At 67.7% G+C, this 17,030-nt stretch carries 19 protein-coding genes; 9 read left to right on the top strand and 10 right to left on the bottom strand.

Translation table 11 applies throughout. The annotated features are described in order from the left end of the window. The first annotated feature begins 227 nt into the window (after positions 1-227). Positions 228-512 carry a hypothetical protein gene (locus AC07XS_RS08230; RefSeq protein WP_161639671.1) on the top strand — a complete coding sequence of 95 codons (285 nt, stop codon included), beginning with the start codon at positions 228-230 and terminating at the stop codon, positions 510-512. On the opposite strand, the gene AC07XS_RS08235 is transcribed toward AC07XS_RS08230, so the two are convergent. The 9 genes from AC07XS_RS08235 to AC07XS_RS08275 all read right to left on the bottom strand — a co-directional run bounded on the left by AC07XS_RS08235 (position 509) and on the right by AC07XS_RS08275 (position 9,339). Next, positions 509-802 carry a hypothetical protein gene (locus tag AC07XS_RS08235; protein WP_182714069.1) on the bottom strand — a complete coding sequence of 98 codons (294 nt, stop codon included), beginning with the start codon at positions 800-802 and terminating at the stop codon, positions 509-511. The two genes, AC07XS_RS08230 and AC07XS_RS08235, sit on opposite strands and share 4 nt — an antisense overlap. Before the next feature lie 140 nt (positions 803-942). Continuing rightward, positions 943-2,175, bottom strand: a complete 1,233-nt coding sequence (locus AC07XS_RS08240) for a DUF3800 domain-containing protein (RefSeq protein ID WP_182714068.1) — start codon at positions 2,173-2,175, stop codon at positions 943-945. A 417-nt stretch (positions 2,176-2,592) separates the two neighbouring features. Continuing rightward, positions 2,593-3,894 carry a site-specific integrase gene (locus tag AC07XS_RS08245; protein WP_182714067.1) on the bottom strand — a complete coding sequence of 434 codons (1,302 nt, stop codon included), beginning with the start codon at positions 3,892-3,894 and terminating at the stop codon, positions 2,593-2,595. Positions 3,895-4,099: 205 nt separating this feature from the next. Beyond that, positions 4,100-5,542, bottom strand: a complete 1,443-nt coding sequence (locus AC07XS_RS08250) for a M20/M25/M40 family metallo-hydrolase (protein WP_054766377.1) — start codon at positions 5,540-5,542, stop codon at positions 4,100-4,102. A 40-nt stretch (positions 5,543-5,582) separates the two neighbouring features. Then, a complete protein-coding gene (locus AC07XS_RS08255; protein ID WP_054766378.1) occupies positions 5,583-5,822 on the bottom strand; it encodes a DUF3297 family protein in 240 nt (79 codons plus the stop codon). 303 nt (positions 5,823-6,125) lie between these two features. Further along, on the bottom strand, positions 6,126-7,010 hold the full coding sequence (locus tag AC07XS_RS08260; RefSeq protein ID WP_054766379.1) for a MotE family protein: 885 nt from the start codon (positions 7,008-7,010) through the stop codon (positions 6,126-6,128). Positions 7,011-7,027: 17 nt separating this feature from the next. Continuing rightward, on the bottom strand, positions 7,028-7,618 hold the full coding sequence (locus tag AC07XS_RS08265; RefSeq protein ID WP_054766380.1) for a DUF6468 domain-containing protein: 591 nt from the start codon (positions 7,616-7,618) through the stop codon (positions 7,028-7,030). After that, positions 7,618-8,658, bottom strand: a complete 1,041-nt coding sequence (gene fliM, locus AC07XS_RS08270) for a flagellar motor switch protein FliM (RefSeq protein ID WP_054766381.1) — start codon at positions 8,656-8,658, stop codon at positions 7,618-7,620. The genes AC07XS_RS08265 and fliM overlap by 1 nt, the downstream gene beginning before the upstream one ends. Positions 8,659-8,661: 3 nt before the next feature. Continuing rightward, positions 8,662-9,339 carry a flagellar basal body-associated FliL family protein gene (locus tag AC07XS_RS08275; protein WP_182714066.1) on the bottom strand — a complete coding sequence of 226 codons (678 nt, stop codon included), beginning with the start codon at positions 9,337-9,339 and terminating at the stop codon, positions 8,662-8,664. Between the two features lie 176 nt (positions 9,340-9,515). Here AC07XS_RS08275 and flgF point away from each other — a divergent pair, with 176 nt between their 5' ends. The 8 genes from flgF (at position 9,516) to AC07XS_RS08315 (ending at position 15,845) form a co-directional block, all read left to right on the top strand. Continuing rightward, positions 9,516-10,256, top strand: a complete 741-nt coding sequence (gene flgF, locus AC07XS_RS08280; RefSeq protein WP_182714065.1) for a flagellar basal-body rod protein FlgF — start codon at positions 9,516-9,518, stop codon at positions 10,254-10,256. A gap of 12 nt (positions 10,257-10,268) precedes the next feature. Next, entirely contained in the window at positions 10,269-11,057 is a 789-nt protein-coding gene (gene flgG, locus AC07XS_RS08285; protein ID WP_054766384.1) for a flagellar basal-body rod protein FlgG, read from the top strand. 3 nt (positions 11,058-11,060) lie between these two features. Then, positions 11,061-11,654, top strand: a complete 594-nt coding sequence (locus AC07XS_RS08290) for a flagella basal body P-ring formation protein FlgA (RefSeq protein WP_182714064.1) — start codon at positions 11,061-11,063, stop codon at positions 11,652-11,654. 11 nt (positions 11,655-11,665) lie between these two features. Beyond that, a complete protein-coding gene (gene flgH, locus AC07XS_RS08295) occupies positions 11,666-12,403 on the top strand; it encodes a flagellar basal body L-ring protein FlgH (protein WP_152950760.1) in 738 nt (245 codons plus the stop codon). A gap of 98 nt (positions 12,404-12,501) precedes the next feature. Continuing rightward, positions 12,502-12,978, top strand: a complete 477-nt coding sequence (locus tag AC07XS_RS08300) for a hypothetical protein (RefSeq protein ID WP_152950761.1) — start codon at positions 12,502-12,504, stop codon at positions 12,976-12,978. A 52-nt stretch (positions 12,979-13,030) separates the two neighbouring features. Continuing rightward, a complete protein-coding gene (locus tag AC07XS_RS08305; RefSeq protein ID WP_054766388.1) occupies positions 13,031-13,474 on the top strand; it encodes a hypothetical protein in 444 nt (147 codons plus the stop codon). A gap of 11 nt (positions 13,475-13,485) precedes the next feature. Continuing rightward, a complete protein-coding gene (locus AC07XS_RS08310; protein WP_054766389.1) occupies positions 13,486-13,986 on the top strand; it encodes a hypothetical protein in 501 nt (166 codons plus the stop codon). A gap of 56 nt (positions 13,987-14,042) precedes the next feature. Beyond that, a complete protein-coding gene (locus AC07XS_RS08315) occupies positions 14,043-15,845 on the top strand; it encodes a DUF885 family protein (RefSeq protein ID WP_182714063.1) in 1,803 nt (600 codons plus the stop codon). Positions 15,846-15,999: 154 nt separating this feature from the next. Here the strand turns inward: AC07XS_RS08315 and AC07XS_RS08320 are convergent, their stop codons facing one another. Further along, the gene (locus AC07XS_RS08320) at positions 16,000-16,998 is read right to left on the bottom strand and encodes a cysteine synthase A (RefSeq protein WP_182714062.1); all 999 of its coding nucleotides are present in this window, start codon (positions 16,996-16,998) and stop codon (positions 16,000-16,002) included. Positions 16,999-17,030: the final 32 nt, after the last annotated feature.

Here is a 17,030-nt window from a genome sequence, read left to right on the forward strand (position 1 = left end):
GCCTATCGCATCGAACCGATTCCCGCGATGCGTCATTCGCGGCGATCCGCGTCGATTGCGCCGGGGCGGCGAGCCTGTAGGCTGGCCGCTGACGGGTTCCGGAACGATAGGGACCGACCGGGAGCCGGGGGACGTCCCTGACGTCGGCGGCGGCCGGTTCTGAAACCCCGGGCTTCCTCACAGAAGTTCCAGGCCCGTCCCCCATTCGCCGTCCCGAAAGGATCGCCGTGGCCGATGAGTTCACCGCCGAGGAAACGGCCCTCTATGACGAGCTGGCGGAACGGGCGGGCGAGGTCGCGCGCCGGATCCTGGCCGAACGCGGCCTGATCTATCTTGACGATCTCGCTCCCGAGGCCGCCCGCGACCTGCTTCGGATCGCCTGGCGCGAAGCCGCCCAGGCGCGGTTCGAAGGCCAGGATGTCAGCGAGCTCCATGCGGAGATCGATCTGATGGTCGACAGTCTCGTCATGAGCTCCGAAAGCGGCGCCCCCGCCCCGGCCTCGATTCACTAGGCGGGAGCGCGCGAGTCCTCCGGCGTGCGCGGCCTGAGATCGCGATAGGGGTCGCCTCTCTCCCCGGCCTCCGCCCGCGAAAGCAGCTTCGTCTCGAAGTGCGACGACACGAGGATCCGGATCTCGCGGTACCGAAGCCCGTCATGCAGGGTGGCGCAGGTCGCCTTGACCGTCGACAGAGGGCCCAGCCAGTCGTCCGTCTGCACCGTCACGGCACCGGGCTGCTGGTCTGGCGAAGCCGCCTCGGCGAACATGCGGTCGAGGGCCTGGTCGAGTTCGTCGTGGGTCATGACCTGCGACTAGGCGGAGTCGGCGGCGGCGTCCTCCCCCGCGCGATGCAGGACGACGTTCGGACGAACTGCTTTCGACGTGGCGTCTGGGGTCGACGGCTTCATCCGGAAGCCGACCGACCCCGACCTTGCGAAGGGTGCTAACCTTGAGCCAGCGGCGCCGCCGGCCCGGCCGTGCCAACGCCTGGCGGCGGAGTTCGCATGAACGGCGGCAGTCCGTCGATTTCGTACTGTTCCATCGACGCGACGCGACGTTCTTCGCTCATCTTCACAAGCGCTCGACCCGCTTCCAGCTTCTCTTCAGGCATGTCGCCGAACATCACCTCTCCGAACTGATTGAGCAGCGAGTGTTCGACCCCCTTGAAGGAGAAGTCGTTGTGCCAGCCGTTGGCGAGGATAAAGAGCAGCAGACGCTCGCAGTTCTCCGGCAGGTCCTTCCCCTTCAGCCACTGACCGTAAAGCCAGAGCGCGACGTCAGCCATCTGGATGCCGGCGCTCTGATCGTCGGGCTTCATGACGAAGAGACTGCCCGGAGCCCGCTGCAGGGAGTATCGCTCGCCAGCCCATTCGATGACATCCGGCGAGGCGTTGGAAAACAGACCGTGCCAGGAGCTCAGCGTACGGCCGAACTCGTTCTGCTCATCGTGGATGATCGACGCGATCTTCTTGTTCAGGCGGCTGGACATGGACTGGAGCCCTTCCAGAAGGTTCGCGAAGGCCACCAGATTGGGGAAGTGGCCTTGTTTGGCGAGCTTCTGCTCGGTGGCGAACTGGACGCACTCCGGGTGAGCGATGATCCAGTCCAGCCCCTGCCCCAGCAACTCGCGCGAACGCGCATCGGGCAGGATGTCGAGCCGGGCCTTGATCGCCTCGCAGATCGGCGGAAGCGCTGCGCGCGCGTCCGCTTCCTTGGGCATCAGCAGGCACTTCCAGAAATCCCGGGCGATATCATCGGTGATGACGCCGGCGAGCTTGAACGCTCCGATGATCTTGAGCGGCTTCAGATTATAGGCGTGCCACGGGACGGCGGCGTTCTCCCCGGAATCGAACAGGGTGTCGAACATCTTGGTCGCCAGCAGGTACTTCTTCTCGACCCTCGAGACGAAGAAGGTCGCTCCGGCGCGATGCAGCAACCGGAGCAGGTCGTCAGCGATCGTTTCCAGTCGCCCGAGACCGAGCTCGTTCGCGTGGATGGCGGTAGCGCCGACCTTCCCGGCGATGGCCCGGACCTTGTCGCCGTAGTTCCGGTCGAAGTCGCCCCGGCTGACCAGGGCGGCGGTGTAATAATCGGGCTGCGCCGTGTCGAAGATGTTCCTTCCGGTGTTTCCGGATTCATCGACGTAGGCGAACAGCGGCGTGCGGGCTTCTCCCATGGTTTCTTATTCTCCGTTCTCAGGGGGGCCTGAGACATCGGAACCGGACACCACCAGTTCAAGGCGCAGCGTTCATCGAATTCGGGTTGGTGCGGGCGGCCGGGGTCGAACCGGCATGGGCAAAGCCCGACGGATTTTCATACCACTTCGACTTTCGCCGCCGCCCGAGGGCGTTCGTGGTCTGGACTATCCCTTCGTCATAGCCCGAAGGCCTTAGACGCCGCCCGTCTAGTCTCTACACCTTCCCGTCGAGAGACGGGCTTGGCTCGGGATCGCCATTTGACAGGGTTCCCCGACTTTGAGCGGTTCTACGTCCGGGATTTCCCCCGGCGCACTCAATCCTCAGCTTAAGTCCGTTGCGTCTACCAGTTTCGCCACGCCCGCGAGCCGAACCGGCTCTATAGCCGCGTTCGGCCGCTATCGCCAAGGCGAGGTCAGTCGACGTTCGCCGCCTGAGCCGTCCCTGCCCGCCCTTTTGGCCGGCTTCGCCTTGCGGACGTTGATCGCCGAGGCGTCGAGCACGTTCTTGATGTGCGAGGCGTAGTATTTCTCGATCATCTCCACGCTGGTCCGGCAGTTCTTGGCGACCTGGTAGATGTCCGCCCCCTCCATTAGTCGCATCGAGATGTAGGTGTGCCGCAGGCTGTAGGCAGTTCGCGGCTTGCCGTCCCGGTCCTTCTTGAGCCCGAGTTCGTCCAGGATGGCGTTCAGGAGCTCGCGCTGGACCAGTCCGAAAACCAGATCGGTCGGCTGGCCGTTCTTGCGCTTCAGGACCCGCTCGAAGGGACGCACGGCGCCCGGCATGCTCTTGCAGTACCCGACGCCCCGCTTTCCCCGGACTTCGATCTCCAGGATCCGTTCGCCGGTGGCCTCGTCCTCGACGATGGAGACGTCCCTGAACTCAAGACGCTGCGCCTCGTCGGGACGAAGGCCGGTGTTGACCATGAACAGGACGAAGTCGTGGAACTGCTCGCACTCCTCGCGCCACCGTTCCTTTTTCGGGTTCTTTGCCCTCTCCCGCGTCGCTTCGTAGAGCCGCTTGTATTCCTCGGGGGAGAACCAGGCCCGATGGCTGATCTTCCCGGACGACCGATAGGGGTTGCTCATATCGGGGAGGGCCGAAATCCAACCCTTGCGGTTGGCGCTCTTCAGGATCTGTCGGAGGCAGACCATCTCGTTGTGGAGCGTCTGCCGGCTCGGACGCTTCCAAGCCTTGGCCTTGCCGATCCGCTCCCGACCGTCTGAGACGAAGCGCACCCGCTGTGGCTCCTCGGGAGGTGTAACCCGCTGAAGCCGATAGTCCTGAATCCGACCTGCAGAGACCTCGGAGATCGGCAGGTCGCCGAAGAACGGGTTCAGGTAGAGCCGGATCACCCTACCCTTGCTCGCGACGTACTGAGCGTTGCGCTCGCCCAGCGTCATCGCCGCGTACTCCTTCTCGAACGCCGCGGCAGCCTCGCGGAATGTCTTCTCGCCGCTTCGGCGCGGGGCGATCCGCTCCGGAATTATGACCATCGAATTTGGAGCCGTCGGCAACACGCCGTGCCTCCGCAACCGGTCCTCGGCTACGCGATCGAGATACCAGTCTCGGGCGAACTCTCGCGCGTAGGCGATGTTCGTTTCCTTCGTCGACTGACGATAGTTGCGACCGCTCAGGTACGTCGCGCACTGCCAGAAGCGGCTGTTCTCGCGACGGTACACATGGAGCTTTCCATCCATGAGGGAGTGAGACTCCGACACATGACCTCCTTGCCGCTCACGGCAACTGTGTAAGGCATGTGCAAGTCTCTACCCCTCCTAACCCATTGATTTAGATACGTAAATCTACGGTAGTGGGTTTTAAGTCTGCTGCGTCTACCAGTTTCGCCACGCCCGCGAGCCGGTCCGGCTCTATAGCCAGAACCGGCGGCCGGGGCCAAGCGGCTCAGCGCGCAGGCGTGGCCGGGGCGGCGGGGCGCATGGCGCGGAAATCGACGTCCGAATCGGCGATCAGCCACAGCAGCCCCGCCCAGGCGGCGACGTTCTGGCTCAGTTGGGCCGGGTCGATCTTGTCCAGGGTGTCGTTGGCCGTGTGGTGCAGGTCGAAATAGCGGGTTCCGTCCTGGGCCAGGCCGAAGAAGGGCACGCCCAACGGCCCCATAGGCCCGACATCGACCCCGCCCTCGGTCTCGACGCGGTCCGAGGCCAGGACGCCGATCGGATAGAGGACGCGCGTGGCGGCCTTCTGGAAGTCGGAGCCTTGCGCGCCGGCCGGCAGCCGCAGCGCATAGACCCGGTCGGCGCCGAAGTCGCTCTCGCCGGCGATGATGTGCTTGTCCAGGGCGGCGCCTTGGTTGCGGGCGTAGACGCCGCCGCCGTTGCCGGTCCGGGGCGTCGGCTGGGCCACCTCTTCGGAACCATAGAAGATGACGCGCAGGGTGCGCGCCGGGCGACGGCCGCTGTCGGCGATGGCCTTGGCTGCGGCCACCGTAATGGCGCCGCCCGCTCCGTCGTCGATCGCGCCGGTGCCCAGATCCCAGCTGTCCATGTGCGAGCCCAGGACGATGATCTCGTCCGGACGGCTGGCGCCGGGCAGGTCGCCGATCACGTTCTGGCTGTGGGTCTCATAGGTATGGGCCGTCGAGGTCAGGCGCATCCGCACCGGCTCGCCCAGGGCGACCAGGCGGCTGACCTGGTCGGCGTCCGGCGCCGACAGGGCGAAGGCGGGGATGGTCGGCTTGCCGTCTACATAGCGGGTGGTGCCGGTGTGCGGCATCCGGTCCTCGTCGGACCCGACCGAGCGCATCACGAAGGCCGCCGCCCCCTTGGCTGCGGCGACGCCCGGCCCGGCCCCGCGCACGCGGGTCTGGGGACCATAGCCCGAGCCGTCCTGCATCGGATGCATCTGGCCCAAATCGACATAGACGATCTTGCCCCGCACAGCGGCGTCCGGCGCGGCCTGAAGGTCTTCCATCGAGGCGAAACGGACGATCTCGGCCTCGACTCCGCCTGTGGGGGTGGCTGGCGAATGGCCCAGCGCGGCGGCGACCAGGGCCTGGGCGTGGTCGCCGACAATGGCGGCGGAGCTTTCGCCCCGCTCCCACCCGACCAGAGGAAACTCTTCGATGCGGACGTTCTGGAAGCCGTGGGCGCGCAGATAGTCGGCGGCCCAGGCGGCGGCGTCCTGTTCGGCTTTCGATCCCGCCGGGCGCGCGCCGAACCGGGTCGTCAGCTGGGTGACGTAGTCCAGGGCGATGTTGGAGCGCAGGGCCGCGTCGCGAATGGCGATCGCCCGCTCCACCGTCGCGGCGTCCTGGGCCGACGCCAGGGGCGCAAAGGCGACAAGGCCCAGCGCAAGGGCGCTGGCGGTCAGCAGACGAAGGGACATGGGCGCGGCTCCACTTGGAAAGCCGCGACCCTAGAAAGAGTCAGCCGTTCTGGAAATAGGGTTCCACCGTCCCCTGCAACTTGACGGTCAGGGCCTTGCCCTTGCGGTCCACGCGATTGCCCAGAGCCAGCCGCACCCAGCCCTCGGAGACGCAATATTCCTCGACATTGGTCTTTTCCTCGCCCTTGAACCGGACGCCGACGCCGCGCTGCAACGCCTCGGCGTCGTGATAGGGGCTGGACGGGTCGACGGAGAGGCGGTCGGGAGGCGTGTCGGACATGGTCGGTCAGCGGGCTCGTAGGTCGGAAAGGCGCGGTGATAGCCGCGCCCGGCCGCCCTGCCAACCGAAACCGCCGCTCAGAACCCGAGCCAGAGCCGCGCCAGCGGTATGGCCAGCCACAGGGGCGCCGTCAGCAGGCCGCGCGCCAGCGGGCGCCGAAGGCGGTGCGCAATATACAAGACTTCCCCGAGCATGGCGGACCATCCTCAATGCCTCGCCCCCAAATCGGGCGTGAAGGGAGGATGCGCCCAAATGGGTTAGCGGATCGCCGTCATCCCACTAAGGATGAATCCGCAAGGGACGTCACTGCACCGTCTGGCGCGGCTGGGCGTCGGCGGCCGAGGGCTGATAGGCTTGGGGACCGCTGGCCGGAGCGGCGGCGGGGGTCGCGGTCGGGCGGGCGGCTGGACGGTTCGCCGGGCGGCGGGCGGCCGGACGCGGGGTCTGACGCGCCGGGGTCGCCGCAGCAGGCGTCGGCGCCGGGGACGCAGCCGTCGGACCAGAACCCGGCGTCGCGGGCGCGGCGGCGGCCGGGGCGGGGGTCGCTTCGGCGGCGGCGGCGCGGGCCGCCATCTGCTGCGCCTGGAAGCGGGCGGCCATCTTCTCCGTCAGCTCCTTGGCCTGGGCCGGCGTCATCTGGGCCATGACGGCCGCCAAGGTGCGCGGCCGCATGGCCGCCGCGACCGGCAGACGCACCCGATCCTCCAGCGAAGCCATGACGGGGGCGGCGTCCTTGGGCCGCATGGCCGAATAGACCTGAACCAGCCGGTCGATCTCGGCCTTTTCGCGCTCGTCGACCTGGCCCAGCATCTGCTTCATCTCGGCCTTCAGCGCCTCCAGCGCCTTGACCTTGGCGTCCAGCTTCTGCTCGGCGGCGACCATCAGCGGCAGGGTGGTGGCGAAGTCCTGATCCCGCGCGTCCAGCTCGGTTCGGCGCGCCGACAGGGACTGGATGATCTTCAGCTCGGCCGGAGAAATGCCGGCCTGCTGCGCCAGCTGTTCGGGCGAGAGCGCGCAGGTGCCGGCCGGGGCGGGCTTGGGCGCCGCAGCGGCGGCGGCCGGCGCAGCCTCCTCGGCCCAGGCCTTGGCGCCTTCGAACAGGCCCGGCGCGACGCCGACGGCGCGCACGGCGACGACCCCGCCGATGGCGACGGCGATCAGGGGGAGAAGGCGGGGGATGCGGGCCATGAAAGAAAGTTCCGAACTCAGGCGGCGAACAGGTCGTCGTCCAGATTACGACGCGCGGCGTTGAGGCTTTGTTTTGCGGTTTGGTTAGCGGAGCCGACGGCGGTCAGGGCCTGGACGATGGCGGCGACATTGTCGCGCCCGGCCGGCGCCCGGCCCGTCGCGGCGCTCGCGACGGTCGGGGTCATGCCCTGGATGCGTTCGGCCAGGGCGGCCATGCGGCGGGCGCGCTCGTCGTCGTCATTGACCAGGGCGGCCGGCGAAGGGGCGATCGCGGCCGAACGAACCGGTTCGGGACGGGCGACCGCCTCCTCTTCCCGGCTCCGGCTCGTCGCGGTCGGGGCCCGCGCGATCAGAACCTCCAGCTGCTGCTTGACCTCGCGCGCCTTGATGATCCGGTCGTGCAGCAGATCCGTCTCCTGGCCCGAAGCGCGCAGATTGGCCAGGGCCGCCTCGGCGCGGCCGGCGGCGGCGTTCAGCTCGGTCACCGCCTGGGCGAAGGCGATCTGCCCGGTGCGAAGGGCCGCCAGCTTGCGCTCCAGCTTGATCCCGTAGCCGACCGCCGCGACCAGCAGCAGCATCAGGACGGCGTCCATGATCATTCCAGCCATCAGCGCGCGCCCTTTATTCTCGCCGCGGATTCCGGGCTGATCGGCCCTTCGACGCGCACGGCGATATGTTGTCCCTTTCGGCCCATGCGGCCGGTCGTCAGGGGGATGGAGCCCGCACGGATCGAAACCTCCGAATCCGGCGTGGCGTTCAGCATCATCGTGTCCCCGACCTTCAGGTTCAAGACGCTGGACAGGGGCATGACCTGCTCGTCCAGCACCGCCCGCACCTCGGTTTCGGTGGTCCAGATTTCGGTGGCCAAGTGGCCTTCCCAGATGTTGTCGCGGCCGAACTTCTCACCCATGAACTGCTGCAGCAGCATCTTGCGGATCGGCTCCAGCGTCGCATAGGGCAGGAGCAGTTCGATCCGTCCGCCGCGATCCTCCATGTCGATCCGCAGCTTGATCAGGATGGCGGCGTTGGCCGGGCGCGCAATGGCGGCGAAGCGCGGATTGGTCTCCAGCCGGTCCAGATTGAAGGTGACCGGGGTCAAGGGCTCGAACGCCTGGCGGGCGTCGTTCAGCACCACCTCCACCATCCGCTGCACCAGCACCCGTTCGATGGTGGTGTAGGGCCGCCCCTCGATCCGCAGGGCCGCCGTGCCGCGACGGCCGCCCAGCAGCACGTCGACGATCGAATAGATCAGGTTGGAATCGACGGTCAGCAGGCCGTAGTTGTCCAGTTCCTCGGCCCGAAACACCGCCAGGATGGCCGGCAGAGGGATGGAGTTCAGATAGTCGCCGAACCGGATCGACGAGATGTTGTCCAGCGACACCTCGACGTTGTCCGAGGTGAAGTTGCGCAAGCTGGTCGTCATCAACCGCACCAGGCGGTCGAACACGATTTCCAGCATCGGCAGGCGTTCGTATGAGACGAGCGCCGAGTTGATGATGGCGCGAATGCCGGACTTTTCCGACCCGTCGTCGTCGCCGAGATCGAAGCCCAGCAGGCTGTCGATCTCGTCCTGGTTCAGGACGCGCTCGGACAGGGCGTCCGCAGGATCGCCCAGTCCGGCCAGGGAATCGATCGGCGCGTCGGTCATCGCCTATTGCACCAGCATTTCTTCGATCAGAACGGCGTCGACCTTGCCCGGCGCGGCGACCAGATTGATGCGGCGCAGAAGCTCGGCGCGCAGCTGATAGGTGCCGGCGGAACCGCTCAGATCCTCAGGGCGAAGCTCCCGCACGAAGCCCGTGAACATGTCCTGCAGGCGCGGCATTTCTTCCTGCAGATGCGTCGCCACCTCGGCGTCATGCATCTCCAGCGTCAGCTTGAGCTTCAGGAAGGTGGGGCGTCCGTCCGGCGACTGGATGTTCATCACCATGTCCGGCAGGGTGTAGAAGGTGACGCCGTCCGGCCCTTCCGAAATCTTGCCCAGCGACGGATCGGCCTCGCCCTCCTTGCCGCCCCCGCCGTGGCCGCCGCCCTTTTCCTCGCCCTTCTTCTCTTCCTTGCCGTGGCCGCCCTTTTCCTCGGCCTTGGCTTCGCCGTGGCCGCCTTCCGCTGCGGCGGCTTCCTCGCCATGCGCCTCGGCCGGCTTGGGCTTCATCAGGAAGAAGGCCGCCGCGCCGCCGCCGCCCAGGACCAGCAGGGCGACCGGCGCGATGATGAACAGGATCGGCAGCTTCTTTTTCTTGGGCGCGCCTTCTTCGCCCTCGGCGCCCGCCTCGGCCTCGGCCGCGTCGGCGTTGGGGTCGCCCTTCTTCTTGCCAAGTTTCAACATGCGCTCGCCCCGGAGAATCTACAGGGGAAGATCGGCCCGGCTTGGTTAATGCGACGTTTACAAACGGCAGTTTTTGCCGGGCGAACCCGGCCCTCCTCCCCCGCAAAGCCCCGCCGCGCCTGAATTAACCCTGTTGGCACGGTCATTGCGTAAGGGATTTCCGAAGGAGCCTCGTCGTGGAAAACGCCGCCTATATCGGACTGTCCCGTCAGATGACGCTGCGCCGCGAGCTGGACATCGTGGCCAACAACATCGCCAACGCCGACACCACCGGCTTCAAGGTGGAGCAGCTGATGGTCGGGACGGAAATCGGCCAGCGGGCGCGCAACGACGCCATCCGGCCGTCCGCCAGCTTCGTGCTGGACAACGGCGTCGGCCGGGACTTCGGCCAGGGCGCCATGTCCGAGACGGGCCGCACGCTGGACTTCGCCATCGCCGGAGAAGGCGCCTTCTTCACCGTCCGCGACGGCGCCAACGGCGAGGCCTATACCCGCGACGGCGCCTTCACCCTGGACCCCGAGGGCCGGTTGACGACCAAACAGGGCGCGCCTGTGCTGAGCGGCGGCGCCGAGATCGTGCTGGACCCTGCGCTGGGCGCCATATCGGTCGGCGCGGACGGGACCATCACCCAGGCGGGCCAGATCACCGGCCGCCTTTCCGTCGTCCGGTTCGATACCCTGGGCGTTTTGGAGAAGGGCGGCGACGGCCTCTACCGCAACGGTTCCAACACCCAGCCGGTCGAGGCGAACGACGCCCAGGTCCATCAGGGCGCTCTGGAAGCCTCCAACGTCAACTCCCTCGTCGAGATCACCAACCTGGTCGAGATCAGCCGCGCCTATGAGAGCGTCACCCGGATGATCGAGAACACCACCGACCTGAGCCGTCGCGCCGTCGAGCGCCTCGGCAAGGTCGCATAAGGAACCCTGGACATGCGCGCACTTCGCACCGCCGCCTCGGGCATGGCCGCCCAGCAGCTGAACGTGGAGGTCATCTCCAACAACATCGCCAACATGAACACGGTGGGCTTCAAGAAGCAGCGCGCCGAGTTCCAGGATCTGCTCTATCAGAACGTCGAACGGATGGGGGCTCAGTCCTCCAGCCAGGGCACGGTCGTCCCGACGGGCATTCAGATCGGCGCCGGCGTCAAGGCCGGGGCGGTCTATCGCGTGACCGAACAGGGCACGCCCCAGCAGACCGGCAATCCCTATGACATGGCGATCGACGGCCGCGGCTATTTCCAGGTGACCCTGCCCTCGGGCGAGATCGGCTACACTCGCGCGGGCAATCTGCAGCTCAGCCCCGAAGGCCAGATCGTCACCGACGACGGCTATCCTCTGGAACCGGCGATCTCCATCCCGCAGGACACGGTCAAGCTGACCATCTCCAAGACCGGCCTGGTCCAGGCGACGCAGCAGGGTCAGACGGCGCCGACCACCGTGGGCCAGATCCAGTTGGCGACCTTCTTCAACGAGGCGGGGCTGGAAGCGATCGGCGACAATCTTTTGCTGGAGACGGCCGCCTCGGGCGCCGCCAACATCGGCTCGCCCGGCGACGTCGGTTTCGGCCAGATCCTGCAGGCCTATACCGAAGCCTCGAACGTCGATGCGGTGTCCGAGATCAGCGCCCTGATCATCGCCCAGCGCGCCTATGAGATGAACTCCAAGGTCATATCGACGGCGGACCAGATGATGTCGGTCACCTCCCAGGTGAAGGGCTGAGCCATGAAGATCGTTCGTAACGCCCTGGCCCTGACCGCCGTCTTCGCCGCGATCGCCGGCGCCGCCTCAGCCGGCTCGGTGGTCCTGAAGTCCAACCCTGTCGACGACGACGGCCGGGTGACGCTGGGCGACCTGTTCGAGGGCGCGGGCGCCGCCTCTGAGGTGGTGGTGGCCCAGCGCGTTGGCCCGTCCGTCGTTCTGGAAGCCGGCGCCCTTCAGGCCCAGGCGCGTCAGGCGGGTCTGGACTGGGACAATCCGACGGGCCTGCGTCGAGTCGCCGTGCGTCGCGCCGCCGCCGTCCCGGTTCAGACCGCCGCCGCCTCGGCCGGCCAGACGGCCCGCCCCGCCTTTGTCTCCGCCGGCGCTCAGGTCATCGCCCGCAACGACATGGTGCGCGTCACCTATCAGGTCGGGGGCGTCAATCTCAGCGTCATGGGCAAGGCGCTGCGCAACGCCGCCCTGGGCGAGCCCGTGGCGGTCATGAACACCGCCTCCAACCGCATCATCGACGCCGTGGCCTCCGGTCCCGGCCAGGCCCTTGCCGGTCCCGCCGCCGACATGGTCCGCGCCAATCCTCAACAATTCGCCGCCCGCTAGGGAAGTCCGTCATGCGTAAGCTCGTCCTCGCCGCCGCCGTCTCCGCCGCCTCCCTGGGCGCCTGCTCCACCGCCGTCGAGGCGGTGCGCGGCCCCCAACTGGCGCCCATCGGCTATCCCGCCGCCCTGGTTCCCACCCAGCAGGCCTATATGGCCGCCCCGGCGATGCGGACTGAATCGACCCCCGCCAGCGCCAACAGCCTGTGGCGGGTCGGCGCCCGCACCTTCTTCGGCGACCAGCGCGCCCGTCACGTCGGCGACATCCTGACCGTCCGCATCGACATCGACGACCGCGCCCAGACCCAGAACACGACCCAACGGTCGCGGTCCAACGACGCCTCGACCGGAGTGTCCAACTTCTTCGGCCTAGAGAGCAGCCTGGGCCGCGCCTTCCCCGGCGGTTTCGATCCGGCCAAGATGGTCGGGCTGGAAGGCGAAACGAACGCCTCGGGCTCGGGCTCGGTCAACCGGTCCGAAAAGGTCTCTCTGACCATCGCCGCCGTCGTCACCGAGGTTCTGGCCAACGGCAATATGGTCATCCAGGGCCGCCAGGAGGTCCGCACCAATCGTGAGGTTCGCGAACTGACCGTCGCCGGCATCGTGCGGCCGGAAGACATCTCCTCGGCCAATTCGATCAACCACACCCAAATCGCCGAGGCCCGCATCTCCTACGGCGGCCGCGGCGACATCAGCCGGATGCAGGCCACGCCCGCCGCCCAGAGCCTGGTGGAGCGCTTCAGCCCCTTCTGACCCGCTGCGGCGCGAAAGCCACAACCATCAGCCGCACAAGCGGAGCCGTGAACTGTTGACGGATACCCGCGTTTGACCGTCAGACGCGAGTTAATCAAATGTTCAAGGTTCTGATCCCCGCCGCCGCTGCCATCGCCTTGGTCGCCTTCGCCGCCAAGCCGCAGGCGACCGAGCCCTCGGCCCATATGTCGGCGGAAACGCCGGCCATGGCCTGGCATCTGAGCCACGAGGGCGCCATGGCCAAGCTGGCCTACGGCGTGGCCAACTCCGATCAGTTGGCCCTGATGGTCACCTGCTCGCCCGGCGACCGGACGGCCGTGGTCTATGGCGACGTTCAGCCGGACACGCCTCGCCTGATCAACGCCTCGCACGGTCCCAGCCTTATCGATCCCTTGACCGGCGGCGACGCTACGGAGTCGCGCCTGTCCTTGCAGGACGCCAGTCTGAAGGGTCTCGCCGACCGCGGCGTGATGCGGGTTCAGGGCGATGCAGGCCAGTTCGACCTGACCGCTGACAGGGCCGAGCGGCGGATGATCGCGGACTTTCTGGCCTATTGCGGATCTTCGCGCGCTTGACAAAATACGCGGCTGACGCAGGCTTGACTTCCACCGCCAGCAGGGCCGACCGATGAACCTCATTCTCGCCGCCCTCCTGGCTTTCGGCCAGGCGGGAGCTCCGCACGCCGCCCCGGTCTGGACCTGGACCCTTTATGAGAACGAGGGTCCGGTCGTTCTGGCCAATGAGGCGCCCGACACGCCCAATCTTCGCGCCACCGTGGAATGTGATCCGCGCTCAGGCGTCGTGGACCTTACCGTATACAAGGAAGACGCCCCGGCGCCCGGCGCCGCCTTCGCGCGCCTGAGCTCCGGCGACGTCGCCGCGACCAGTCCGGCCCGGTTCGGACGGCGGGGACGGCTGCAGGTGACGGTCCGCACCGACCATCCGCTGTTCGCCGCCTTCGTCGGCTCGGGCGATCTGACCATTCAGACGGGCGATCGAACAGACCGGGTGGCCATCCCCCGCGCCCATCTTGCCAAGCTGCGCCGTTTGGCGGACCGTTGCGCCGGTTGAGGAGACCGACGATGTCCCGGCTTAAGCTGATCCCGCCCCTTCTGTCCGTCGCGGCCCTGGCCGCCTGCGCGACCCAGCCGCCGACGGCCGACCTGTCCCCGGCCGCATCCGCCCCCGCCCCGACGCCGGGCTACGACTGGATCCGCAACACGGACGAGCCGCCGCAACAGGCCCTGGTCTACGGCATGGCCCACAGCGACGAGGTCAAGCTTCAGCTCTTCTGCCGTCCCGGTTCCGACACCCTGGATCTGGCCGCCATACTCGACAAGCCGGCGCGCCAGCTGCGGCTGGAGTCCGGCGGCGACACCGAAACCTATCGCGCCACTTCTGAAGAGGCGGCGATCAGCGACGGCTACTACGCCCAGGCCCGCGCCAGCACCAAGGACCCCGTCTTCCAGCGGTTCCGCCGGCTGGGCTGGATCGCCGTCTGGGACGGGGACGAACGTCACGCCTACGCCGCCCGCCCCGCCGCCCTGGCCGAGATCGAACGCTTCTTCGCCGCCTGCGGATGACGGCTTGACGCCCCCCGTCCGCTCCGCTTGCGTGGCGGTGGAAAGCGGAGGGCGTCATGAAGATCATCGGTTTGGCCGTTGCGGCCGGTTTGGCGACGGCGGCGACCGGCGCGGCTGCGGCCCCGCAGGCTGCGCAGACGGGGGGCCCGGTGACGGCGCCGGCGACGGCCCGCCCGGCTGAGGCGGCCCTGAACGCCCTGATCGCGGACTACGAAACCTATCTGAAGGCGATCGACCCCTTCGCTGCGGGCGGAGAGGGCGATGTGGAGGCCATGGGCCGGGTTCCCGACCTGTCGCGCGCCTTCGAACTGGCCCAGCGCGCGCCGCTGGAAGCCTTCGTCGCCCGGCTCGAGACCATCGACCCGGCAAGTCTTTCCCAGGCGGCGCGGATCAATCACGCCTTTCTGCTGTACAGCCTGAAGCGCGGCGTCGAGGGTCTGGATTACGACGCCTCTCGCCTGGCCTTCGACAGCGAAGGCGGGCCGGGAACCTGGGCCCTCTATGTCGGCCAGAGCACCCGACTGAACACGGTGGCGGAGGCCCAGGCCTATATCCGGCGCATACGGGGCTTTGGCGACATCTACGCCCAGACCACCGACAACGCCCGGCGGGGTCTCGCCACCGGCATGGTCCAGCCCCGCTCCGTCACCGAAAGCGCCCTGGCCGGGGCGCGCAACGACGTGGCGATCACGCCCGAGGACGAGCCCCTGCTCAAACCCTTCGCCACCCTGCCGACCACCATCGCCCCCGCCGACCGCGACCGGCTGAGGGCCGAGGCCGCCGCTGCGGTCGCCGCAGTCATCGTCCCCGCACGCCAGGACTGGCTGGCCTTCCTGGAGACCGAATACCTGCCCAAGGCTCCGATCGAGCCCGGCCTGGGCAACCGCCCCGGCGGCAAGGCCCTCTACGCCTATCTGGTGCGCGGCCACACCACCACGGACCTGACGCCGGACCAGATCCACCAGATCGGCCTGTCCGAGGTCGCCCGCATCCGCGCCCGGATGGAGGTCGAGATGAAGGCCGCCGGCTGGACCGGCGACTTCGCCGGCTTTTTGAACTTCCTGCGCACCGAACCCCAGTTCTACGCCAAGACGCGCGAGGACCTGCTGGAGAAGGCGTCGGAGATGGCCAAGCGTGCGGACGGCGGCCTGCCCGCCCTGTTCGCCACCCTGCCTCGCCTGCCCTATGACGTGCAGCCGGTCCCGCCGCAGATCGAGGCGACCTACACCACCGGCCGCTACAATCCCGGCTCGATGCAGAACGGCGTCCCTGGACACTATGTGGTCAACACGTCCAAGCTGGACCAGCGCCCCCTGTACGAACTGCCGGCCTTGACCCTGCACGAGGCCGTGCCCGGCCACCACCTCCAGATCGCCCTGCAACAGGAAGCCGAGGACCAGCCCTATTTCCGTCGCCAGGCCAATGTCACCGCCTTCACCGAGGGCTGGGGCCTGTACGCCGAATATCTGGGCGAGGAGATGGGCTTCTACCGCACGCCCTATGAGCGCTTCGGCCGCCTGTCCTATGAAATGTGGCGCGCCTGCCGCCTGGTGGCCGACACCGGCCTGCACTGGATGGGCTGGACAGAGGAAGAGGCCCGCGCCTGTTTCCGCGACAACTCGGCCCTGGCGTCCCACAATATCGAGACCGAGCTTCAGCGCTACATCGGCTGGCCCGGCCAGGCCACGGCCTACAAGATCGGCGAGATCCGCCTGCGCGAGATCCGCGCTCGGGCGGAACGCGAACTGGGGCCGAAGTTCAACATCCGCACCTTCCACGACGCCCTGCTGACGGAGGGCCCGCTGCCGCTGGCCCTGCTGGATCAGCGCATGGACGCCTGGATCGCGGCGGAGAAATAGGACCTTCCCCCGCTTGCGGGGGAAGTGTCAGGTCGTGGCGCGCAGCGACACGCCTGACGATGGGGGAAGTCTTCTGTTCAAACGAGACTCCCCTCTCCGACCCTGGTCCGCTGCGCGGACGCCGGGCCACCTCTCCCGCGAGCGGGAGAGGGTCTTAAGCCCACGCCGGAACCGGCAGGCCCTTCGACGTCAGGAATTCCGGATTGAACAGCTTGGACGCATAGCGCGACCCCGGATCGCACAGGCAGGTGACGATGGTCTTGCCCGGCCCGATCTCGCGCGCCAGCCGCACGGCGCCGGCGATGTTCACTCCGGCCGATCCGCCCAACGACAGGCCTTCGTACTTCACCAGATCGAACAGGATCGGCAGAAACTCCGCATCCTCGATCCGGTAGGCGTAATCCGGCTTGAACCCCTCCAGATTGCCGGTGATCCGCGCCACCCCGATTCCCTCGGTGATCGACGAGCCCTCGCCCGTCATCTCGCCCTTGGTGAACCAGTTGAACAGGGCCGCGCCGGCGGGATCGGCCAGGGCGATGGTCACCTCGGGCTTCTTCTCGCGCAGATAGGCGGCGACGCCCGAGATGGTGCCGCCCGACCCCACGGCCGAGACGAAGGCGTCGATCTGGCCGCCCGTCTGTTCCCAGATTTCCGGCGCTGTCGTCGTATAATGGGCGTCTCGGTTGGCGGTGTTGTCGAACTGGTTCGCCCAGATAGCGCCCGCCTCCTCGCTCTCGTTCAGCTCGGTCGCCAGACGGCCCGAATAATGGACGAAATGGTTGGGACTGGAGAAGGGGGCGGCGTCCACCTCGACCAGGCGTGCGCCCAGCGACCGGATGGCCGACTTCTTCTCCTCCGACTGGGTGCGGGGCATGACGATGACCACCGGATGGCCCAGGGCCGCCCCGACCAGGGCCAGGCCGATGCCGGTATTGCCCGCCGTGCCCTCGACGATGGCGCCGCCGGGCTTCAGCGCGCCCGACGCCCGCGCGCCCTGAACGATGGACAGGGCGGCGCGGTCCTTGATCGAGCCGCCGGGGTTCATGAACTCGGCCTTGCCCAGGATTTCGCAGCCCGTCTCGTCGGACAGGCGATTCAGGCGGACCAGCGGCGTATGGCCGATCAGGTCGATGACAGACGGTGTGACGGACACGTTTCAGCTTTCAGGCGAGGTCGAACGGGAGG

It is taken from the genome of Brevundimonas sp. GW456-12-10-14-LB3 (assembly GCF_059424365.1).